Raw genomic sequence first — 22,298 nt, forward strand, 5'->3', positions numbered from 1 at the left:
GAAAAAATATCAGGAAGCTGAAACTGCTCTTGTCAATTGCCTGAGAAATAAATAATTATAATGAAACGCTGCAATCTTTTCTAACTAATGGACGGGAACGAAATCCCCTTTATTTTTCGAAATAATTCTACTGCATAAAGGTCTGTCATACCGGATATAAAATCAAGAACGGTCTGGATTTTTGAGTATTCGTCAGTTTTATTTGTAATAAATTGTTTCGGGATCAGCTCAACCAGTTTTTTTGAATAGTGAGAATTGTTGTTAAGATATGCCGGAATAAATTCTTCCAAAAGTCCGCCCATCACCTTATAACCCGCCACTTCAATTTGCACTACGGAAGAATAATTGTAAATTTTTTTAATAGAAATCTGTTCAATATTCTTCATAATGGAGCAGAATGGTTCCTGGATCTGGTCAATCAGACTATGGTTAAAATCTCCACTCAGAATGGTTTCCTGCTCCTTATAAAAAAGCTCAGAGCACTGACCAATCAATGTATTAATCGATTTTGCCCTCAAAAAGCTGATTTTTGCATCGTCATCATCAATGTCCGCAAGCCGTTCAGCCATTTTAGGATCGTTCGCTAATGGTAAAAGCAGATCTTCAACATCTCTGTAAGATAAAATTTTAAGCCGGTGTGCGTCTTCAAGATCTATGATGTTATAACAGATATCATCAGCTGCTTCAACCAGATAAACAATCGGATGACGTTTGTAAATCAGATAGTTATCTTCAACTTGCGCCAAGCCAAGTTCGGTAGCAATTTTCTCAAAACCAGCTTGTTCTGACTGAAAAAAACCATATTTTTTTCTAAATATTTTCGATTTGTCATGTCCTGCAAGTGATTCGCAGGGATATTTCGCAATAGCTGCTAATGTTGAATAGGTCAGCGCGAAACTTCCATATCCTTTTCCTGCATAGGGATGTGTCAGAATCCTGAAAGCATTCGCATTTCCTTCAAAATGAGTCAGATCTTCCCATTGCGCTTCTGCTACTTTATCCCTATAAATCAGCCCGTCACCATTTGTAAAATAATAGGAAATTGCTGCCTCTCCGGAATGTCCAAAAGCCGGATTTCCAAGATCGTGCGCCAGACAAGCCGCTGCCACAATATTTCCGATTTCACTGATCAGCGGAAGTTCGTCGTCAAGATCAGGTCTGCTTTTCTTTAATCTGTTATAGAAAATCCTACCCAATGAACGTCCGACACTCGCCACTTCCAAGCTATGCGTCAATCTGTTATGAACAAAAATGCTTCCGGGTAATGGGAAAACCTGCGTTTTATTCTGAAGTCTTCGGAAAGGCGAAGAAAATATCAATCTGTCATAATCACGCTGAAATTCCGACCGTGCTTCAGCCTGGTCTTCTATATTTTTATCTTCACTTCCCCAGCGTTTCGCCGAGAGTAATTTTTCCCACTTCATGAGGAGTAACCTGTACGTTAAAATGTGTCTGCTTTCTATACAATAGTACGAATTCCAAACGGTTTTATATTTGTATATTGAAACAGAAGTACCCAGATTTTACACAGAAATTATTGTATTAAATAAATGTAAAGTATATGAAAGATTTAAAATACTGATTGCGGAAAAGTCTCTGTCAGTGACATGTTTATCAACTAACATTTCATCGTTAAAGAGATTTTGAAATAAAAAGAAACAATCTTTGATTAAAAAAGGCAGGACGACCTGTCAGCAATCCAGCTTCATGACCGAGTCAAAACATCGTTATTTTATCATTAACAAACCTGCCAACATGGTATCCCAATTCATCAGTCCGGATACTGTGGGTTTACTTGGCGACCTGGAATATGATTTTCCGGAAGGAATTCATGCGATCGGCCGGCTGGATAGTCATTCGGAAGGGTTGTTGATTTTAACGACGAACAAAAAAGTTACCCGTTTATTATTTCAGGGAGAGGTGCCGCATAAGCGGGTTTATGTTGTGCATGTCAAAAACGTGATCAACCAGGAAAAGCTGAATTTATTAAGAACTGGTATTCCAATTTTGATTAAAGGAAATGTGAAATATGTTACAACGCCTTGTGAAGTTGAAATTGTAGAAAAGCCAAAAGGCTGGCTGAAACGCTCAAAAGAACCCGAAGATGTGCCGCATACCTGGCTGAGAATTACTTTAACCGAAGGAAAATATCATCAGGTTAGAAAAATGGTGTATGCCGCCGGGCATAAATGCAAAAGATTAATCCGCATGTCGATTGAAGATCTGGAACTTGGTGATCTGCAACCGGGAAAAGTCCGGGAAATGGAAGAGGAAGATTTTTTCAAAAAACTGAAAATTGAAAACTGGCGGGATATTCTTGAAAAACCAACTTTTCTGGGAAATTGACTTTTACTTCGATTAAATAGTAACAAATCAACGTCGTGTCCTTTTGTTTGTAAAAGCAATTCCATGAAGTTGAATATCTATGCTGATAAGGACGCGATGTCCAAAGCAACTGCGGATCTGATTGTAGAACAAATCCGGAAAAAACCGGATTCTTTGTTATGTTTCCCGTCTGGGGAATCTCCAACAATCGTATTAAAATATCTTGTCAAATATGGTCTGGAAGGACATGTTGATTTCAGCCAATGCCGTTTTGTAGGTTTGGATGAATGGATTGGTATGGACGAAAACGATGAAGGGAGCTGCAAACATTATTTGTTTTCCAATTTTTTCAACCCATTAAAAATCAATCCAAAACAAATCATTTTTTTCGACGGTCTCGCTGAAAACCCTGATATGGAATGCAAGCGTATGGATGAATATATTCTGGAAAACGGACCGATTGATCTGATGTTGGTCGGTTTGGGAATGAATGGACATATTGGTTTAAACGAACCCGGCGTTGACTACCATTCTTATGCACATACAACCGAACTGGATCCGGTTACGGTGAAAGTTGCACAAAAATATTTTAACAAAACAACTGAGCTTTCCGGCGGAATAACACTTGGCCTCCAACATTTTACCGAAGCAAAAACGGCAATTTTAATTGTCGCTGGGGAGAAAAAAGCTGATATCGTTGTAAAAGTTTTAATGGAAGAAATCTCGAATCAGATTCCGGGAACCATTATCCGTTCACATGAAAATGCTTTTATTTTTCTTGACGAAGAAGCTGCTTCCAATCTTTCCGAAACAATCCGCGGAATCTATTTCTAATCATTATTCGCCATGACAGATCCATCACAAAATTCAGTTCAGGATTCAAATTCTACGAATTATTTCGATGCAATCGTAATCGGTTCAGGTATAAGTGGTGGCTGGGCTGCCAAAGAATTGTGTGAAAAAGGAATGAAAACGCTGGTTTTGGAGCGCGGTAGAAATGTGGAACACAATAAAGATTATCCAACAGCACATTTAAATCCCTGGGATTTTGAACACCGTGGAAATCTGACAAAAAAGTTTCTGGATGATAATCCACTTATCAGTAAAGCCGCTGGTTTTGGAGATGATACTAAACATTTTTTTGTACAGGACAAAGATCATCCTTATGTACAGGAAAAGCCGTTTGACTGGATCCGTGGTTATCAGGTAGGAGGGAAGTCGTTAACCTGGGGACGGGCGTGTCAGCGCTGGAGTGAGTTTGAATTTACCGCACCCGAAAGATATGGATACGGAATCGGCTGGCCGATTGGATACAAAGATGTAGCGCCCTGGTACTCACATGTGGAAGAATTTATTGGTGTTTGTGGAAATAAAGATGGTCTGGAATCGATGCCCGACGGAGAATATTTGCCGCCATTCGAATTAAACTGCGTCCAAAAAGTTGTTCAGGAAAAAATCAATGAAAATTATAAAGACCGGCATCTGGTTCACGCAAGATGGGCGCATTTAACAAAACCGAAAGAAATCCATATTCAGCAAGGCAGAGGCGGATGCCAGGCCAGGAATTTATGTATGCGCGGTTGTCCATATGGCGGGTATTTCAGTTCGGTAAGTTCGACTTTGCCTTGGGCGGAAAAAACCGGGAATTTGACAATTCGCCCACATTCAGTAGTTCATTCCATAGTTTATGATGAGAAAACCGGAAAGGCAAGTGGCGTTAAAATCATTGATGCGAATACAAAGGAAGTACATGAATATTTTGCCAAAGTTATTTTCCTGAATGCTTCTGCCCTAAATAGTAATCTCGTTCTGCTGAATTCCAAATCAAAACGTTTTCCAAATGGTCTCGGAAATGACAGTGGTGTTTTAGGAAAATATATTGCCTTTCACAATTACCGTGCTTCGGTGGCAGGCGATATGCCGGGTTTTGAGGATAAATATTATTTCGGAAGAAATCCAACCGAGCCGATTTTAGCTAATTATCGCAATTTACATAAACAGGATACCGATTACGTCGGCGGTTTTACCACCTTCATGGGTGCATACCGGACACGCGGAAATGAGAAATCTGTTTCAACTTTTGGCAAAGATTTCAAAGAAGAAATGTCAAAACCCGGAGGTTGGAAAGTGTATATGTACATGCAGGGAGAAACGATTCCGAAAGCTACGAACCAGGTTACCCTTAGTTCTGATAAAAAAGATCAGTGGGGAATTCCGCTTCTGGTCACTTCGGTAGGTTATGATGACAATGACGAAAAAATGATCCGCGACTTTTTGAAAGAAAGTGCGGAAATGCTGGAAAAATCAGGTTGTACCAACATTTCCCAACATGATAACAAACAAGCTCCCGGACTGGATATTCACGAAATGGGTGGTTGCAGGATGGGAAAAGATCCCCAAACTTCCATGCTGAATGAGCATAACCAGCTGCATCATTGTCAGAATGTATTTGTCACCGATGGCGCCTGCATGACGAGTACCGGAAATCAAAGTCCGTCGTTGTTATACATGGCTCTGACCGCACGTGCGGTGGATTTTGCCGTTAATAAAATGAAGGAAGGAAATTTGTAGGTTTGGTTGTAAATATGTTTTTTAACAGCGTTATAAATTTACTTTTCAACTATTAGCTATGAATTTAATCGGTAACATTATCTGGCTTATTTTCGGCGGATTTGTCGTCGCACTTGAATATTTTATTGCAGGTTTTGTCCTTTGTTGCACTATTATTGGAATCCCTTTTGGTATCCAATGTTTCAAAATCGGGATATTGACGCTAATGCCTTTTGGAAGGGAAGTGCGGGAAGTACCCGGACAAACCGGCTGTTTGTCAACAATTTTTAACTTAATCTGGATTTTCATCGGTGGAATCTGGATTGCGCTTACACATTTGATTTTCGGGATTTTGTTGGCAATTACCATTATCGGATTGCCTTTTGCCAAACAACATTTCAAATTAATGAGCCTGTCATTTACGCCTTTTGGAAAAGATATTTATTGATTTTTGGATTAATATAGAAAATAAAAAACCTGAGATTTCTCAGGTTTTTTGCTTTTAAATGAAGTCATGAATTTCTTTGAAAAAATAAGGGCACGGTAATTGTTAAAGTTGATTTATAATAGTGAAAGTCATGAAAGCAGTTGTCATTACGAAGCCGGGCGGACCGGAAGTTTTAGAAATCCAGGAACGACCGATTCCTGATTTTAAGGCAGATGATGTTTTAATCAAAGTTTTCGCAGCAGGAATTAACCGTCCGGATGTTTTTCAACGCAAAGGAAATTATCCGCCACCTCCGGGTGCGCCACAGGATATTCCTGGTTTGGAAGTAGCCGGAACAATTGAGCGAATTGGTTCAGAAGTGAAAAACTGGAAAGTTGGCGATGCTGTTTGCGCACTTTTGGCCGGAGGCGGTTATGCGCAATTTGCCGTTGTGAATGCGCAGCACTGTCTGCCTATGCCGAAAGGTTTTAGCTATGTTGAGGCTGCTTCATTGCCGGAAACCGTTTACACCGTTTGGCATAATGCATTTCAAAAAGGAAAATTGCAAAGCGGAGAAAATCTTTTGGTCCATGGCGGAAGCAGTGGAATTGGTATTACGGCAATTCAGATTGCCAAAGGTTTTGGTGCAAAAGTTTTTGCTACGGCCGGTTCTGACGATAAATGTGAAGCCTGTGTTTCGCTTGGTGCGGATTTGTGTATCAATTACAAAAAGGAAGATTTTGAAGATGTATTGAAAAGTGAAGGCGTCGATGTGATTCTGGATATGGTTGGCGGAGATTATATTCCGAAAAATTTGAGATTACTGTGTGTGGACGGTCGTATGGTTTTTATCAATACCATGAAAGGAAACAAAGCCGAAGGTGTAGATTTTAGATTGATCATGAAAAACCGGTTGACTATTACAGGAAGTACGCTTAGAAATCGGGATGTGACTTTTAAAGCTGATTTGACAAAAGAAATCCTGGAAAATGTCTGGCCGTTACTGGAAAATGGAAAATTTAAGCCGGTAATTTATCGTGAATTTCCATTGTCAGAAGCTGGAAAAGCTCATGAATTAATGGAAAGCAGCGATCATATTGGAAAGATTATTTTGACAAATTCCTGGTAAATTTTAACTTCGAACCCGTTGGGTTTCCTTCCTCATAAACCAAACGAGTGTAACAAAAATCAGCGTGTAGAAATAAAAAGAATCGTTGTAAGGCGAATTGACCAGATACAATTGATTATTGCTGAATGCGTGAATCAGGGTTGTGAAGTAAATATTGTCGGTGACGACGTAGACAAAAAAGTAAGCCATCCCATAAAAAAACGCGCTGATGAGCGGCGACGCCAACCCTGAAACATCCGTATGATCCCTGAAAACATAAGCCGAAACATGAGAAAGGCTAAAGACAACGGCAACGCCAATGGCCAGACCAATCAATTGCTGTCTTGGAATTTCTTTCTTCTCAGCATATTGAACGGGAAGAAAACGGAATATGAATTCTTCAATCAAAGCAGCAGGAATGGAATTGAGCAAAAATATAAAAAGGTATTTTTTGACTCTTGGCGATGACGGATAATGGATAGGAATTCCAGTAGCGTAATGAACCCAAATTTGAGCCAGCGTCCAAACTACAAATCCCATGAACAAGGCAACCAGAAGTTTCTTCCCATCAAAAAGAGTACTAAATGAAATCTCGTTAAAGTAAGGTTTTACAAAACCGGCGAGAATGATCGCCTGAAAGGTAAAAATGATTATTCCTAAAACGATTGCCTGCGGCCAGTTTTTTAAAATATTTTGAGCCCATTCTGTAATGAAAATCAGGCTAATTGTGTTAGCTAATAGACAGCATACCAGAATAATTTTTGCCAAATCTTTTAATCGCATGCGTGAATGTCAGAAGCTGTTGATGGTGAAAATTTTCATGTAAAAGTGAGACTTATCTGCCGAAAATAAGATGAGTTTCTTTCCTCTTAATAATTCCTGAAATAAGAATAGTATCTTTTTATTCGTTTAAATTTAATGGAAATCATCGTGTCGATGTGCTAATTCAAAAAAAGATGGCAACAAAAATTAAAGAAATATCAGCAGCGAGTATTACAGAAATGTACATTCATTACTGTCTGGAACATAATGAAAATCCTAAGTCTGTTTATCTGTTTTGCAAAAGAAACGGAATAGTTGAGAAAGAATTTTATACTTATTTCTCGTCCATTGAAGCGATTGAAAAATCTGTTTTCATCAGTTTTCATAAACTGACGCTGGAATTGATGAGCAAAAGCACTGATAATGATCTGCTTAGCTTCCGTGAAAAGTTATTAACTTATTACTACACATTTTTTGAAATTCTGACAGCCAACAGAAGTTATGTTGTCTTCGCTTTGAAAGGCGATAAAAGCAGACTGAACGGGTTGATGAAACTGAAAGAATTTCGGTCTTATTTTAAATCGTTTATCACCGCAAGCAGTCAGGGGTATTTGAAAGGAAAAAGTGAGCGACTTCAAAAATTACAACAGGACGGATTGGAAGAAGGTGCATGGATACAACTGTTGGTAACATTAAGATTCTGGCTTGATGATGAATCGGTTGGATTTGAAAAGACAGATCTTTTTATCGAAAAATCAATCCGCGCCACATTTGACCTGATTGACATCACACCACTGGAAAGTGTGATCGATTTTGGTAAATTTTTAATCAAAGAAAAATTACGGTAGTGAATGGAAACCATAGACAGCATACCTACTTCAAAAATTCAGCGTGCATCCAAATTGATTACTACCGGTGTTAAAATCGGCGGAAATTATTTAAAATATTACGGTGAGAAGATCACAAATCCTGAATCTGCACGGGACAATCTGAATACAAATAACGCAGAAGATATTTACGACGGCCTGAAAAACCTGAAAGGAAGTGCCTTAAAACTGGCTCAGATGCTTAGCATGGAGAAAAGTTTTATGCCGCAGGCTTACGTTGAAAAATTTTCGCTTTCTCAGTTTTCGGTACCGCCATTGTCGGCGCCTTTGGTTATTAAAACGTTCAGAAAATATTTTGGCAAATCGCCGCTTGATCTTTTCGATACGTTTAATCCGAATGCGATTAATGCTGCAAGTATCGGACAAGTACATAAAGCAACGGCTAATGGCAAAGAACTGGCCGTAAAAATCCAATATCCGGGCGTTGCTGAAAGTATTACTTCGGACCTTGCGTTGGTGAAACCGATTGCGATGAAAATGTTTAATATCCAGAGCAAGGATTCGGACAAGTATTTCAAAGAGGTTGAAACCAAGCTGACGGAAGAAACAAATTACATTCTGGAAATTGCACAAAGCAAGGAAATCGGGGACGCCTGTGCGCATATTCCAAACCTTCGTTTCCCAAAATACTACGAGGAATTTTCTTCGGAACGTGTGATTACGATGGATTGGATGACAGGAATTCACCTTTCAGAATTTGTTAAAACGAATCCTTCTCAGGAAGCTCAAAATAAAATAGGACAGGCGCTTTGGGACTTTTACATGTTCCAGGTTCACCAGCTTCGGAAAGTACATGCTGATCCGCATCCGGGAAATTTCCTGGTTGATAAGGATGAAAATCTGATCGCTATTGATTTTGGCTGTATGAAAGAAATTCCTGAGGATTTCTATACACCTTATTTCGAGTTAGCTGAAAAGGTAAATATGAATAATCCGGAGATTTTCAGAAGTAAATTATTCGAACTGGAAATTCTGACTGAAAAAGATACGCCGGAAGAAACGGCTTACTTCACGAAACTTTTCCATGAAATCCTGACTTTATTCACAGAGCCTTTTCAGGTTGAAGAGTTTGATTTTGCGGATGAAGTTTTCTTTGCAAGATTGGTTGAATTAGGAGAGAAATATGCGAATGATAAGAATCTTAGAAAGATGAATGTGAATCGTGGTTCCAAACATTTTATCTATATCAACCGTACTTTTTTCGGTTTATTCAGCTTGCTGCATGAATTGAAAGCGAAGGTTAGTATCAATCAATATGTCTCTTTGACATAAATTGAAAATGATTATTTGATATGCGTGATGTCGAAAGATGTCACGCATTTTTTTTATGTCATTAAAGTACTTTTTTGAGGCACACACTGATTTCCAGATCGTCGTATTGATTATAGTTTTCGGTGATTTGATAACCGTATTTTTTGTAAAGATTAATTGCGTTAGGTTGTCCTTTTCCGGTTTCTAAAACAGCTTCTTCATAGCCAAGTTCCTTCGCCCAAATTTCCAGCGCTGCAAGGATTGAAGATGCAACTCCTTTTCCTCTTTGATTTTCTTTGATAAACATGCGCTTGATTTCAACTGCTTTATCATTGAAAATTTTAAAACAGCCACAACCGATTGGTTCTTCATCTTCGTAGGCTAAGACAACGGTAGGCAGGCCGGTGATTCGGTTGTATTCTTCATAGTCTTCCGGATTTGTATTGTAGATTCTGCAAAGTTCAATATCTAATTGGCTTGTGAGTTTTACGAAATCTAGGTTATCACTGTTAGTTCTTAGTATCCTTTGCATATGTTTTAAGAAAGGTTTACACGCAAAGTAAAAGAGTTTAAACGCAGAGAACGAAGAGTTATACAGAGAATTAAATATTAATCCTGCGTAACTCTGCGCTTAACTCTTCTTAACTCTGCGTTTAACCTTTTACCAATTCCTTTTTAACTCCCATTCTTACTTTCGGCTTTTTACTCTTTTTTCTTCTTCCCCACCAGATAATAAATCCGGTTACAGGCAAGCTGGCGGTGATGGCTGAGATAATAAAGGCCAATATTTTTCCAGGTAATCCGACTATTGCACCAATGTGAATATCGTAATTCATCCGCATGATCTTGTTTGCCAAATTAATATCATCACGATACCGACCAAAGTTATGCGTTACAGGAAGTGGTTTTAAGCTATACTGATCGTAGTAAATATAATCCGCTTTGTAATATGTTCCTGCGATCGGATTTGTAACTGCTGCAATCGTAGATTTAGCTGTTTCCGGATAATGCATTTCAATGGTTTGTGCCGCCGGATATTCAGCCATTGTCTTTTTCCAAAGGAAATCAATGGCAGGAGTATTCTTATCCAAAACTGGTTTGCCTTTGGATTCTGGTTCGTAAAATTGTGTCATGGTTTGTCCACCAGAAGTTGCCCAGTAAACACTTTTTGAAAACCACTGAAAGCCCATGATTAGACCTGTACAAGCGATAATCAATGCAATAGGAATCGAGTAAAAACCTAACACATTGTGCAGGTCATAATTTTTTCTTCTCCATTGTGCGTCCCATTTTACTTTAAATCTTTGCTTCAAAGCGGCTTTATTTTTTGGCCACCAAAGAACAAGACCGGATAGAAGCATAATGACAAAAATCAACGTAGCTGATGCAGCAATTGGTTGTCCGATGTTTGGTGGCAGCCATAAATAATAATGTCCCAGCAGAATAAACCGGAAAAAATCAGTATCCATATTTCTCGTTTCCAAAACTTCACCCGTGTAAGGGTTGACAAACATCAGGTAATAATATTCCGGATCGAAATTGAAAAAAGTAATGACAGCGGCTGTTTTTTTATCCGCATATTGCACGCTATGGAGCTTTTTGTTCGGCAGTGCTTTTTCGGCAATTACCTTAAATTCCGACGGAGCCAGAAAAGGTTTATTCTGAGGTTCCACAAAGCGGAATGACTGCGTTGCATCCTGGATTTCCAGCTGGAAGGCGTAAATACATCCGGTTACAGCCAGTATAAATACAATGATTCCGGAGCCGATTCCTAGCCAGAGATGAAGAAAATGTAAGACCTTTTTCATGGTGAATGAGTTTTCAAATGCTGCAACAAATTTTAACACGAATACCGTATTCCGGTTTTTTGACCAGAATACGGGAAGAAAATGATATTGATTTTACTCAGAAAATCTTTCTGGTTTTACTTAAAACCGGAAAGAAACGCTGGCAGTAAAACTTCTCAATTTTTGCGGATTGATAGAGGAATATCCGATCCAGTATTTTTTATCCGTAATGTTATCCGCTTTCACTCCGAATCTGAATTTCGATTGTTCGTAGAAAACAGTTCCGTTCAAAATTGTATATTCCGGCAGGATGAAAACACCCTGGCTTCTTGTATTCACTACTTTGTTATCGCTTGCATAGTTTCCGCCAAATCCGAATCCAAGACCACGAACCATTCCTTCCGGAATACGGTAGCTGATCCACAAATTTCCAAGATATGGAGACATCGCAGTTGCAGGACGAAGTCCAACCACATCTTCATCCGCTTTTTCATATTTCGAATCGTTGTAAGCAAAACCTGCAACTACGTTTAAACCGCGTAAAGGATGCGCGATAACTTCCGCTTCAAAACCTTTACTTCTCTGCGTTCCGTCCTGAATTGAGAAATTTGGGTGAGTAATATCAGCACGGATCAGATTTGAAACCTGGATATCGTAATAGCTTAAAGTTGTAGTCAGTTTTCCGTTGAATGCGTTAATTTTTACACCACCTTCTGCCTGGTTAGCATGTTCAGGCTTGAATGCTTTTCCGTCAAAACTATTTCCAACCTGATTGGTAAAGCCGTTTTGATAGTTAGCAAAAATGGAAACAACATCTTTAATCGGCATATAAATCAGACCGAATTTTGGAGAGAATGCAGTTTGGTTATAACCGCCCGTTCTTTTGCCTGTGATGATGCTGTAATTTCCTTTGTTGTCAAAATAATCGATACGCAAACCTGCCGAAACGATCAATTGATCTGTGATGTTCAACACATCCGATACATAGGCACTGTATGTATTGTTGATGAAATTGTAAGGATAATCAAAACCTTTACCTGCCTGGTATGCAGCTTTCAATGTATTCAGATTAAATTGTCCGTATGTTGGAATATCACCCGTTGCCGCAATTGTGTCAATCGTTACGCCTGTGAAGTATTGGTCTGCAACCCGGTGGAAAAAATCAAGACCACCTACAAAACGGTTTCTCATGCCGGCGATCTTAAAATCACCGTTAAAGTTTTGCTGAAATTCCATGACACGGTCTTTACTGTTTTCCGTTGCCTGGTCATTACGTGAAAGATATCCGTTTCCTATGTCTGTTGACACACCTGTTACCGCTGATTTGCTAAGCAAGTAGAAATATGGATTTACACCGTCTGAGTAACTGTTTGTTGCTGTGAAGTTGGTGGATGAAGTCCAGTTATCAGAAATCTTGTAATTCATCTGACCAAAGAAATTTGTATTTCTTGATTTCTGGGAAAGATCACCACGGGAATAAGAACGTTTGTAATCGATATCCAGTTTATCGGCACTATTTACACCAAGAGCAGAAATTTTGCCTCCGAATGGAAAGAAGATGATTGTATTACCCTGATTTTGTCCATCGTAAAATTCAGCATCAAGGTTGAAAGATAATTTATCGTTTACCTTATAAGACAAACTTGGGGCAAGCGTGAACATTTTTCCAAAACCATTATCCTGGAAACTTCCTTCATAATTGTAAGCCGTATTTACACGCAAAAGAATTTTTTTAGCAGAATCAAGCGGAGTATTCACATCAGCACTGATACGGTTAAAGCCAAAACTTCCGGTTGAATAAGCAACTTCGCCACCGAATTTTGCATATGGTTTTTTAGTAACACGGTTGATCAACCCACCGTAAGAAGTCAGCGCGTTTCCGAATAATGTTGCCGACGGACCTTTTATTACTTCAACACTTTCAAGATTTGCCGCATCGATTTTAGTCGAAACATTTCCTGCGATACCGTTTCTCAATTTACTCTGTAATATAAAACCACGTGAGTTGTAATAACTTCCTCCATCACCGCTACGACCCGTTGCTTCCCACATTTTGCTGATACCAGGCGCATTTTTAAGTGCGTCATCAATGCTGAAAACAAGCTGTTCTTTCATCAGCTCTCTTGTGATTGTGGTGTAAACCTGAGAGTTTTCCAGGTTTTTTAAGTTCATTTTGGAAACATATTCGCTTGATTCGCGTTGCAGTATTCCTTGGGCGGTAATGACCACTTCGCTGAATGTTTTTGCATTTTCAGCCAAAGTGATATCGGATACAACGGTTGTTTCGCCTGATTTTACATCAATTGCAATTTCCTTCGTTTCAAGTCCGATGAAAGAAGCGATCAGTATATACTGTCCCGCTTCAATATTTTTTATTTCGTATTCTCCTTTTGAATTTGCCGTTGAGCCTTTTGATAATCCTTTCAATCCAACATTGACAAACTCAGCGCCAACGCCGTCAGAAGTACGGATTATTCCTTTAATTCTTCCTGTTCCTTGTGAAAACGCATTACTTGAAATCAGCCAAATGGCTAATACCAAAGTGATTGTAGATAATAATTTCTTCATTAGATAGGTTACCTTGTATATAATTAGTCTTAATAAGCCGCAAAGCTATCCATTGCTTATATTGAATCCAAATAAAAAAAGGTGTTCTTCTAATAATCTAAAAATTGATTTGGATATTAATGTAATTGTGTAGTTTTCGATTACTTCAAACGGAAACGGAAAAAAACCTGGCCGTTTAAAGTTCTGATTGGCAATGAAGTAGATGAGACATTTGTGATTGGAATAATCAAATTTACTCCTAATTGAAATCTACCAGGATTGAAAAGGATACCCGTTTTAAAGGTTACAAGATTGGTTTGAACAAAATCACCAAGATCAGGTTTCTTTAAAGAAAGTTTTGAAGTTGGAAAAGTCTCATTTGCGTAATTTGTCATGCTTTCCTGAAAAAGCGCTCTATTCAGCTTGCTGTAACCTAATCCTGCTGAAAACGCCAAATTGGAGAAAACCTGATAATTATATTGTAAAGACAGATTGATACCAACAGCTTTGATCATTTTTGTATTATAAAAAAGATCTTTAATGGTCGAATCAAGTGTTCGCTTAATCATTTTATTTCCTGCGAAATACTGTTGGGAAACGAAAAAACTGGCAGTCACAGATTGTTTGTCGTTGATATCTTTACTAATCCAAATGCCCGGAATTAGTAATCGATATGGTTTGTCAGTGCTATCCGGACCGGGAAGCAGATATTTGGTGTCTTTGAATGAGCTGGCGGCGTTCCATTCCAACCCAATATGAAATGATTCTAGTGGCTTTGGAGAATTAACTTTTTTATTCTCCTCTTTTTTATCTTCTGATTTTACGGATGTAGTTACAATGCTGTTTTTTTTCAGAACAGGAAATCGGGTCGATTTTGGAATTAGATTTTTTACTGAGAAAGCGATTTTACGGTCTGATTTTATATCATTTATTTGTTCAACCGAATCGTTTTTTTCTTTGAAATAAGAAGATTTGTTGTCTACTGAATTGAAAGATTTTTGAACAATATTGTTTCCAAAATCCTTGTCTTTTGAACTTACTATCCGTCTATCTGTTTTATTAACTTCTGAAAATCTGTTTGATACATTTTCTTTACTAACTTTTTCCTTTAATGTATTTCCAAAATGATCAGATTCCGGGATTTCCGAAACTGAGGTTTTTTGTCCTTTTTCCTTACGCTCAGAATTTGTCTTTTTATTTGATAATGTTATTGCAGAATTATTGAAACTGGTACTAACGGATTGATTTTTATTGTCGGTTACTTGTCTGGAATATATTTTATTATTTGATATTGAATCAATTACAATGTTTTTTTCAATACCAGTTGAATCGTTCTGAAAACTGTCGTTTTCTGTTATAAGATTTTCAGTAATGTTTGGTTTTACTTCTTCCAGTGTTTCATTCAGTACGATACTGTCTTGAAAGTTTTCCTCAAAATGAGATTTTATATCTGTTTTTATTTTTGAACTTTCAGGAATTAATAACCAGCTGCCCGCAGCAATCGTAACGCCTGACAAAAGTCCCAGACCATATTTTAAAAAGTACTTGAATTTTCCCACAGTTTGTAGTGGTGAATCCGGAAGAGAAGTTAGTCCCAGCATACCACTCATTTGTCCCCACGCGTCATCCGCCTGAACTTCCGGTTCAGGTAATTTTCCGTTAAGGTACTTTTTGATATGTTGGTTTTTCTTGCTCACAAGTTTTTAAATCGACTTTTCAAATATAATTTTCAATCTGCTGCGACTTTCGCTCAAATGCCATTTCACAGTTCCTTCACTGATGTTTAATGCTTCTGCAATTTCTTTAACCGAAAATCCATCCAGATAAAAAAGGCTGGAAACGCGTCGGGTTGCCATTGGTAACTGACTCATATAAACTTCAATATCATCGTATTCCAGTTCCTGAAATGGATTTTCTCTGGCTTCAAAAAACATGTTTTCATTAATTTCATCATAGTCAAAATGCTGCGTTTTTTTATCCCGAAGTAAAGTCAGCGCAGCATTTCTCACCGTTGTATACATCCAGTTGAAAAACTCGCCTTTCGCCGCATCGTACTGATCCAGATTTTTAAAAACCTTCATCATTCCATTATTGATGGCGGTTACGATCTCGTGTTTATCCTCAAAAAAATTTCTGCATAAAGCAAAGAGGACAGGATAAAACTGGCGATACAGTTTCTCCTGACTCTGACGCTCTTTTCGTCGGCAACCAGCTAATATTTCCTTTAAGTTGTCCAAGCTTATGCTCCAAACGCCGGCAAAGGTGAGCGTTTGCCGGCGTCAAATTTTGTTAGGTTTACGTTACAATGTCTTCTTCGTGAAAATTACTCCATCATCATAAGGCCATGTGAACTGGTAATTTCCTCCATTTCTTGTAAAAGATCCTTTATAATTTTTTCCGTTAAAAGTGATTTCAAGATTGTAGGTCTTGCCGTCTACTATCGGCTCATTGGTATAAATGTATTGTTTTGATTTAGCGTTTTCAGTCGCACAGCCTGCCGGACTGATCACCCTTAGGAAATCGTATACAAACGTGTCCTGAACCTTATCACGGGAAAAGAGCATGTAATTGTTGTTGCATTTGTAAGTGTTTTTTGTTTCTGCCAAAAATTCCAGGTGAAACGTGGAATCAGAAAACGTAATAGGTGTTAAACTTAAAATATCGTCTGCATCAAAGGGTTGACGTATTTCTATATTATCGTATCCCGGTTCATAAATGACAACATCCACTATTAAAGAAACGGAATCCTGTGAAATACTGTCGATTGCAGTGACGGTGTATTTACCGGATTGTGGGAAATAAATAGAAGCGACAGTCTTGATTTTTTCTACCCGGATATCTTGTTTTGGAGAAATTTTCCATTGAAAATCGAGGGGAGATAAACCGTTTTCCAAAGCAAAAAGAACAGGCTCGCCCTTTTGTACGGTTGTAGTTGTAGCGACTTTTATTCCTTCCAGCTCGGAAGTCCCGATTCTGTCTGCTGAATTTGAAGAATCAACATCATTTCTTTCACAAGCTACCAGCTGCATGAGCGCCAGCAAAATCAACCCGATTAGTAATTTTCCTTGTTTCATGACCATTTGAAGTTAAGTTTTAGTGAATGACAGAATCTGTCGGTGTCAATAAAATAAACTACAAAGGGCAGGAGTGAGGTTGGGTTGAAGAAGAAATAAACTTAATTATTTGAATTTTTTTGCGAGCTGCTGATTAAGAATTTTTGAAATTTCTTCGTGCTCTTTGTAAACCATCAAGTGTCCGCCGCCTTCAATAATGACGTCAGGTTTTACAATTTTCAAAGGAATCAGACGGTCGGCAGAACCGTGGATGTGATACAGATTTTCAATTTTGTCCGGGTGTTTCCATTGACTCATGCGGATCAAAGCCCATTTTAGAAATTTGCTATCCGTATCGTGAAGGATTTGTTTTAAAAGTGTTTTCAACTCCGGCGTATCAGCACCAAAATATTTGTAGGTATACTTATTTGTAGATTTCAATATAGGTGCAGCGAATGGACTGGCCAGGAGAAATTTAATCAAGCCACGATTAAATTTTGAAACCGGAATACTTGTTGGCGTACTTGAAATAAGTATAACCTGCTCAGGACGAACAATCTCAGCAATTTCTGTGGCCATGATACCACCAAAAGAAAGTCCGACTAATTGAAATGGTTTGGTAGTATCCATTTGGGCGATTAGTCTTTGAGCATAATCATGCAGAGGCTCTTTTCTTTTAGGTGAAATCCATTCAATGTAATGAACAGCATAACGATCATCCAGTTTCAATTTGTCAAAAACACGTTTATCTGCGCCTAAACCACTTAGAAAATAGACGTTCATTTTTGTGGATTCGTTTACTTTAATTTCTGTTTGAGAAACTGATTTTTCGGTTGAAATCAATGTAGAAAATAAAGTTAAGATTAGAGTCAGGTACAACATATTTTTGTTTAAATCGGCAGGAATGCGTCGGTTAGAATAACTTTTATATATGTACGAAGCTTGGTTCAGGAAAGATTAAAAAGGGTTTCACGCAAAGCAAAAAAGTTAAGGGCAAAGATCGCAAAGCTTCTACTTCGCGTCCTTTGCCCTTCTTTCCTACCTGCTTTGCGTTAGACCCTTCTTTAAAACTTACTTTACAAAAATATATTTCAATCCACCCATTACCCATCTTCCAGGCATTTTTGCTCCCAACAAATCGCTGTATTTCGTATCTCCAATATTATCAGCCTGCACAAAAACAGATAATGTTTTTTTCAAAACTGCATATTCAGCTTTTACATTCAGCACAAAATAATCTCTGGAAATAGTAGCTTCAATGGCCGATGCTTCACGTTTTGCACGGTTTTTATAAATTCCGTTGACACTCAATGAGAAGTTGGAATATTGATACAGCGCAGAAAAATTTCCGAGGAATTTGGCGTGTGACGAAATGTAAAACGAAGTCGTTTCGCTGCTTTCACTATTCAGCCAGGTAAGTCCGGTGGTTAACCATAATTTCTGTTTTTCCGCTATAACCTTGGAGTACTGCGCATCCAATTCGACACCGGTTGTATTCACACTGGCAATATTTTTTGCCAAAGCGTAGGTTCCGGTTGGAGAAAGATTATCCTTGCGAGGCATTTGCGCATAGGGTGTTGAAGTATAATCGATCAGATTGCTTTGTCGGCGTTGGAAAACCGTTCCGGAAAGTTTCAGATTTGTTAAAAACCAATCCGCGCCCGCTTCGTAACTGAATGATTTTTCCGCCTTCAATGCCGGATCGCCCACACTGCTTCCGTTGCTTACGATCGGTTTTTGATAATTATTATAACGTTCGGTAAAATCGGCATCACGTATTGTTTTTCCCGCACTTCCGCGTAATTGCCAGTTGTCTTTTTTGTAGGACAAATTAACCTGCGGCACTGCCTCGGTACCAATTTTCTCACGCCAATCGAAACGGATTGACGGACTTACTGTAAAATTCTCTCCAATTCTTTGTGACAAAGTAACAAAAGGCGCAAGCTGATTAATCGAATGATTTCCACGATCATTGGAAGCAATGTTTTTGTTCTGATAATTCAAACCGGCTACCAAACTGGTGCTCGATGTGAAAACCTGCTGCCAGGTTACCAATCCCTGCCAAAGTTTAGACTTGCTGTTATTTTTAATCGAGAGGGAATTGAACAAATACTGGTCTTCCACGAATTTATAACCGCCATCAAAGGAAAAAGCAGATTTGCCTTTTTTGTAGCCCAATTTTACCTGGTTCCAAAGTGTTTTGACCTGTTCGTTTGCCGTATCAGATTTAACCGCTGTATAGAAATTCTGCGCAGCAAAATCACGATGATCAAAAGATGATCTTACGGCCAGATTCCATGCAGGAGAAAATGCATAGTTTGCAGAAAGTGACGCAGTATTATTGTGAAAATAACCTTTGGTACCTCTTTGCTGAACGCCATCGGCATTATTTGAAATAAACCCACCTGAAACCGCCAGCTTATTTCTCTGAACAAATGCGCCAACATTTCCGGTAAACAAACCATACTGACCGCCAGCCGCGGAAGCATTTACAGCTGTTATATTATGGGAAGAAACAGATTCATCATCACTTTTTGCAGCCAGTTTTGCCGCAAAAGTTTTTGAAACAATATAAATGACCCCGCCCACAGCCTCAGAACCATAAATTGCGGAAGAAGCGCCTTTCAAAACTTCGATACGCTCAATTTCGGAAGGAGCGATAGGAATATAACTGCTGAAATGACCGGTATTGGGATCGTTTAACCGTAGACCGTCCATAATGACCAAAACCTGCTGAAACGTTCCGCCTCTTAAAACGATATCACTTTGTGAACCCATAGGACCACGTGCCTGAATTTCCAGTCCCGGAATGTATCGTAATAGATCATCAATACTGTGAACAGGCAGGTTTTGAAATAAATCCCCTTTGATCACGGCAATATTACGGCCGCTTTCAGACGCTCTTTTTTCAATAAGCGATGAGGTAACCGTCACAGGATCCAGTGCTATTTCCTGTGCTTTGGCAAAATGTAAAACGAAAAGTAAGAATGCTAAAATGTAAAACTTTGACAACTTCATAAACAATGATTTTAATAAATGCACTGCAAAGATATTGTCTGTCCGGACCCGTGCTTACTCCGGTTTGGAGATAGCTGGTAGTCCGGATCAATGTCTGTCTTAAAATCTCAATCAAAAGCCTTATTCCAAATCTGTTTCAATTTTTTCGGGTTCCTTTTTTTTTCTTAGACCAAACAAATTACCTTTTGCTTCCTTAGGCGTCTGGTCTCCGAGGAGAATACCCCAGGCTTCCAGGCCTTCTACACGATCAAAAACTACTTTCATCATCGCTATTACCGGGATAGACAAAAACATTCCGGAAATACCGGCGATAGCGCCACCCACTAAAACACCGACGATGGATACAAGTGCATTAATTCGAACCTTAGAACCGATAACCAGCGGAACCAGAAAATTATTATCTACAAACTGGACCGCCAGAAATATTCCGACGACGCCTAAAATTGTATCAATTTCAGGATGACTGATGAATGTAACCATGACGGCCAAAACAATAGCTACCAACCCGCCAATGTATGGAACAAGATTCAGGATCGCAGCCATAATACCCAAAAGAATAGCATATTGTACATTTAAAACCAGCAATCCTATACAGTTCAAAATCGCGACACTAGTCGTTTCTAAAAGCAAACCCACCATATAACTTTGAATAATAGCCTTGATCTCACCCAAAACTTCCATTACTTTTTCCTTATGTTTTTGGGTAAATAATTCAACCATAAACAGCAAAAGCATGGTGCGGTAATAAAGAAGCAAAAACATATAGATCGGAAGTAAAACCAGGCTTCCCAGCGGTCCGGTAATAATTCCGAGCGTTTCCCCACCCTGGAAATTTTCCATAGTTTGCGTTTGGGCCTTTTTCAGATACTGATCCTGCTGACGATAACTAACACTATATTCACGGCGAATCCAGCGACGGGCATCAAGATAAAAATTATTGATATTCTTTTGAAGTTTCGGCCATTCATCAGAAAAATCGGCCAGCTGCATGGAAAGCAAAACGGCTAGTCCGGCTACTATCAATATTGCAAACAAAACGGCCAGACTTATCGCCAGCACTTTAGGAATTCCGTGACGGGTGAGCCAGCTTTCGATAGGTCTTAGCAAAACGGCAAGTAATGTAGCCATGGCCAGAGGTACAATTATATCCTGGCCAAGATAAATGGTAAGCGTAATCAAAGCCAAAGCAATCATCGTATGTGAAAGCTTGTGGTAAAAGGGCTGCGGTACAGTTGAATTCATAATGGTAATGCAAAAGAAGCTTGTTCAGCGCAAACTCCAATAAATTTTCGAATAAACTAAGTTGCCACTATCCTTATTAAAATCAAGCCACCAAAAACTTCTCACTTTTACCGCTATACGAGAACTTCCCTTCTTTGCGCTTTTGCCTTCGCGCCTTTGCGTGAAACCTTTAAAGATACCTTAACCACTTTTTCTCCCGATGTGCAGCCTTATACTTTGAATACCAGACACACAAAGGATAAAGTGAAAGCACGACAAAAGCCCAGATCAGGTAAATGTAAGGAAGTTCAACCCCGGATCCAGTTTCTGGCCGTCCAAACTTAAATGCACCGAAAGGCAGGTCTTTCCATGTAAATCCCTGCGCAAACACCATCACAAACATCAATGAATGAACCAGATACCAATGCAAAAGAAAATAAAACAAAGGCACCTTGCCATAGATAGATACAAACCGCGTAAATCCATTTTTTACACCATCAGCCAAAGCAAGAAACAAAAACGAAATACCTAATGTAACTGATGCATAAAGCAAGGAAGGCGGATATTTGGAAACATTCATAAAAGACAGAAACGTAAAAACGGCATTTTTCTGCACCGACCAAGGTGATTGATCCCCGTAAAAATTAGTATATCGCAGAACAGTAAAAAATGCCAGCAAACCGATTCCAATGAAAAACAAGGTTTTTCTTCTTTTTCCATCTTCAAGCAAAAATATTTGTCCACAACCATAACCAGCCAACATAATTCCAAGACAGGGAATAATTGGATAAAGAATGCCAAATGTGAAATTTGGCGTGACCTCAAAAATATTAAGCCGGAAAAAAAATGTCCAGATAACTTTCAAAACAGGATTTTCTTCGAAAGTAACATTGTCCAGAAGGTTATGACCAAAAATAATGATCAGCCCAATAATTCCGATGGTTCGTGATGATAACTTCAATAACAAAGACAGGATAATAAACCCTGCGCCGATAGCTCCGATAACCTGCAAAACCAGTATCCTAAACTGAATATCAGCCCATAAAGCGAAATTGATAAGCGTAAATTCCAAAAGAATCAGCCACAAACCACGACTTATAAGAAACTTCCTGCCGGCAGAAATGTCCTGATTGTTTTTCAGGGAAATAAAAGCTGACGTTCCGGATAAAAAAACGAAAGTTGGTGCGCAAAGATGCGTGATCCACCGTGTCAGAAATAACCCGGTAGTCGTGGTATTAAAGTCCAGAGGGCTTTGTGTCAGGGACGTCGTATGCATCAGATCACGCACATGGTCCAAAGCCATAATGATCATGACCAAACCTCTGGTAAAATCAATCGTATCAACGCGTTTCATAACCGGAG

The 22,298-nt window shown here is 38.8% G+C and carries 19 protein-coding genes; 7 read left to right on the plus strand and 12 right to left on the minus strand.

What is annotated here, in order from left to right; translation table 11 throughout:
• Positions 1–80 precede the first annotated feature (80 nt).
• Positions 81–1,424 (minus strand): deoxyguanosinetriphosphate triphosphohydrolase, encoded by a 1,344-nt coding sequence (locus IEE83_RS31440; protein ID WP_194124660.1) that lies wholly within the window; start codon positions 1,422–1,424, stop codon positions 81–83.
• A gap of 283 nt (positions 1,425–1,707) precedes the next feature.
• On the opposite strand from IEE83_RS31440, the gene IEE83_RS31445 reads away from it, so the two are divergent.
• The 5 genes from IEE83_RS31445 to IEE83_RS31465 all read left to right on the plus strand — a co-directional run bounded on the left by IEE83_RS31445 (position 1,708) and on the right by IEE83_RS31465 (position 6,431).
• The gene (locus IEE83_RS31445; protein ID WP_194124661.1) at positions 1,708–2,346 is read left to right on the plus strand and encodes a pseudouridine synthase; all 639 of its coding nucleotides are present in this window, start codon (positions 1,708–1,710) and stop codon (positions 2,344–2,346) included.
• 63 nt (positions 2,347–2,409) lie between these two features.
• Entirely contained in the window at positions 2,410–3,159 is a 750-nt protein-coding gene (locus IEE83_RS31450; protein WP_194124662.1) for a 6-phosphogluconolactonase, read from the plus strand.
• A gap of 12 nt (positions 3,160–3,171) precedes the next feature.
• Positions 3,172–4,896: a GMC oxidoreductase gene (locus IEE83_RS31455; RefSeq protein ID WP_194124663.1), complete on the plus strand. Its 1,725-nt coding sequence runs from the start codon at positions 3,172–3,174 to the stop codon at positions 4,894–4,896.
• A 58-nt stretch (positions 4,897–4,954) separates the two neighbouring features.
• Positions 4,955–5,323 carry a YccF domain-containing protein gene (locus IEE83_RS31460; RefSeq protein WP_194124664.1) on the plus strand — a complete coding sequence of 123 codons (369 nt, stop codon included), beginning with the start codon at positions 4,955–4,957 and terminating at the stop codon, positions 5,321–5,323.
• Positions 5,324–5,453: 130 nt separating this feature from the next.
• Complete coding sequence (locus IEE83_RS31465) at positions 5,454–6,431, plus strand: NAD(P)H-quinone oxidoreductase (RefSeq protein WP_194124665.1); 978 nt, start codon at positions 5,454–5,456, stop codon at positions 6,429–6,431.
• A 3-nt stretch (positions 6,432–6,434) separates the two neighbouring features.
• Here IEE83_RS31465 and IEE83_RS31470 read toward each other — a convergent pair whose 3' ends face one another.
• Entirely contained in the window at positions 6,435–7,193 is a 759-nt protein-coding gene (locus tag IEE83_RS31470; protein ID WP_194124666.1) for a CPBP family intramembrane glutamic endopeptidase, read from the minus strand.
• A 173-nt stretch (positions 7,194–7,366) separates the two neighbouring features.
• Between IEE83_RS31470 and IEE83_RS31475 the strand changes: the two genes are divergently transcribed.
• Positions 7,367–8,020 carry a TetR family transcriptional regulator C-terminal domain-containing protein gene (locus tag IEE83_RS31475; RefSeq protein WP_194124667.1) on the plus strand — a complete coding sequence of 218 codons (654 nt, stop codon included), beginning with the start codon at positions 7,367–7,369 and terminating at the stop codon, positions 8,018–8,020.
• Between the two features lie 3 nt (positions 8,021–8,023).
• Positions 8,024–9,331 carry an ABC1 kinase family protein gene (locus IEE83_RS31480; protein ID WP_194124668.1) on the plus strand — a complete coding sequence of 436 codons (1,308 nt, stop codon included), beginning with the start codon at positions 8,024–8,026 and terminating at the stop codon, positions 9,329–9,331.
• Between the two features lie 61 nt (positions 9,332–9,392).
• On the opposite strand, the gene IEE83_RS31485 is transcribed toward IEE83_RS31480, so the two are convergent.
• From IEE83_RS31485 to IEE83_RS31530, 10 genes are all read right to left on the minus strand, one after another.
• Positions 9,393–9,842 carry a GNAT family N-acetyltransferase gene (locus tag IEE83_RS31485; RefSeq protein WP_194124669.1) on the minus strand — a complete coding sequence of 150 codons (450 nt, stop codon included), beginning with the start codon at positions 9,840–9,842 and terminating at the stop codon, positions 9,393–9,395.
• Between the two features lie 121 nt (positions 9,843–9,963).
• The gene (locus IEE83_RS31490) at positions 9,964–11,118 is read right to left on the minus strand and encodes a PepSY-associated TM helix domain-containing protein (protein ID WP_194124670.1); all 1,155 of its coding nucleotides are present in this window, start codon (positions 11,116–11,118) and stop codon (positions 9,964–9,966) included.
• A gap of 120 nt (positions 11,119–11,238) precedes the next feature.
• Positions 11,239–13,665: a TonB-dependent receptor gene (locus tag IEE83_RS31495; RefSeq protein ID WP_194124671.1), complete on the minus strand. Its 2,427-nt coding sequence runs from the start codon at positions 13,663–13,665 to the stop codon at positions 11,239–11,241.
• A gap of 140 nt (positions 13,666–13,805) precedes the next feature.
• A complete protein-coding gene (locus tag IEE83_RS31500) occupies positions 13,806–15,341 on the minus strand; it encodes a hypothetical protein (RefSeq protein WP_194124672.1) in 1,536 nt (511 codons plus the stop codon).
• A gap of 6 nt (positions 15,342–15,347) precedes the next feature.
• Entirely contained in the window at positions 15,348–15,881 is a 534-nt protein-coding gene (locus IEE83_RS31505) for an RNA polymerase sigma factor (protein ID WP_194124673.1), read from the minus strand.
• A 63-nt stretch (positions 15,882–15,944) separates the two neighbouring features.
• Positions 15,945–16,718 carry a hypothetical protein gene (locus IEE83_RS31510; protein WP_194124674.1) on the minus strand — a complete coding sequence of 258 codons (774 nt, stop codon included), beginning with the start codon at positions 16,716–16,718 and terminating at the stop codon, positions 15,945–15,947.
• A 105-nt stretch (positions 16,719–16,823) separates the two neighbouring features.
• Complete coding sequence (locus IEE83_RS31515) at positions 16,824–17,480, minus strand: alpha/beta fold hydrolase (RefSeq protein ID WP_228102155.1); 657 nt, start codon at positions 17,478–17,480, stop codon at positions 16,824–16,826.
• Between the two features lie 288 nt (positions 17,481–17,768).
• A complete protein-coding gene (locus IEE83_RS31520; RefSeq protein WP_194124676.1) occupies positions 17,769–19,715 on the minus strand; it encodes a TonB-dependent receptor plug domain-containing protein in 1,947 nt (648 codons plus the stop codon).
• 120 nt (positions 19,716–19,835) lie between these two features.
• A complete protein-coding gene (locus IEE83_RS31525; RefSeq protein ID WP_194124677.1) occupies positions 19,836–20,957 on the minus strand; it encodes an AI-2E family transporter in 1,122 nt (373 codons plus the stop codon).
• Positions 20,958–21,126: 169 nt separating this feature from the next.
• Entirely contained in the window at positions 21,127–22,290 is a 1,164-nt protein-coding gene (locus IEE83_RS31530) for an acetyltransferase domain-containing protein (protein ID WP_194124678.1), read from the minus strand.
• Between the last annotated feature and the right edge of the window lie 8 nt (positions 22,291–22,298).

It is taken from the genome of Dyadobacter subterraneus (assembly GCF_015221875.1).
Classification (GTDB): Bacteria; Bacteroidota; Bacteroidia; order Cytophagales; family Spirosomataceae; genus Dyadobacter; species Dyadobacter subterraneus.

Coding starts and splice junctions, on each gene's coding strand:
- IEE83_RS31510 (WP_194124674.1), bottom strand. CDS start 16,718: ATGAAACAAGGAAAATTACTAATCGGGTTGATTTTGCTGGCGCTCATG.
- IEE83_RS31495 (WP_194124671.1), bottom strand. CDS start 13,665: ATGAAGAAATTATTATCTACAATCACTTTGGTATTAGCCATTTGGCTG.
- IEE83_RS31515 (WP_228102155.1), bottom strand. CDS start 17,480: ATGAACGTCTATTTTCTAAGTGGTTTAGGCGCAGATAAACGTGTTTTT.
- IEE83_RS31450 (WP_194124662.1), top strand. CDS start 2,410: ATGAAGTTGAATATCTATGCTGATAAGGACGCGATGTCCAAAGCAACT.
- IEE83_RS31485 (WP_194124669.1), bottom strand. CDS start 9,842: ATGCAAAGGATACTAAGAACTAACAGTGATAACCTAGATTTCGTAAAA.
- IEE83_RS31525 (WP_194124677.1), bottom strand. CDS start 20,957: ATGAATTCAACTGTACCGCAGCCCTTTTACCACAAGCTTTCACATACG.
- IEE83_RS31530 (WP_194124678.1), bottom strand. CDS start 22,290: ATGAAACGCGTTGATACGATTGATTTTACCAGAGGTTTGGTCATGATC.
- IEE83_RS31460 (WP_194124664.1), top strand. CDS start 4,955: ATGAATTTAATCGGTAACATTATCTGGCTTATTTTCGGCGGATTTGTC.
- IEE83_RS31520 (WP_194124676.1), bottom strand. CDS start 19,715: ATGAAGTTGTCAAAGTTTTACATTTTAGCATTCTTACTTTTCGTTTTA.
- IEE83_RS31490 (WP_194124670.1), bottom strand. CDS start 11,118: ATGAAAAAGGTCTTACATTTTCTTCATCTCTGGCTAGGAATCGGCTCC.
- IEE83_RS31470 (WP_194124666.1), bottom strand. CDS start 7,193: ATGCGATTAAAAGATTTGGCAAAAATTATTCTGGTATGCTGTCTATTA.
- IEE83_RS31480 (WP_194124668.1), top strand. CDS start 8,024: ATGGAAACCATAGACAGCATACCTACTTCAAAAATTCAGCGTGCATCC.
- IEE83_RS31465 (WP_194124665.1), top strand. CDS start 5,454: ATGAAAGCAGTTGTCATTACGAAGCCGGGCGGACCGGAAGTTTTAGAA.
- IEE83_RS31455 (WP_194124663.1), top strand. CDS start 3,172: ATGACAGATCCATCACAAAATTCAGTTCAGGATTCAAATTCTACGAAT.
- IEE83_RS31445 (WP_194124661.1), top strand. CDS start 1,708: ATGACCGAGTCAAAACATCGTTATTTTATCATTAACAAACCTGCCAAC.
- IEE83_RS31440 (WP_194124660.1), bottom strand. CDS start 1,424: ATGAAGTGGGAAAAATTACTCTCGGCGAAACGCTGGGGAAGTGAAGAT.
- IEE83_RS31475 (WP_194124667.1), top strand. CDS start 7,367: ATGGCAACAAAAATTAAAGAAATATCAGCAGCGAGTATTACAGAAATG.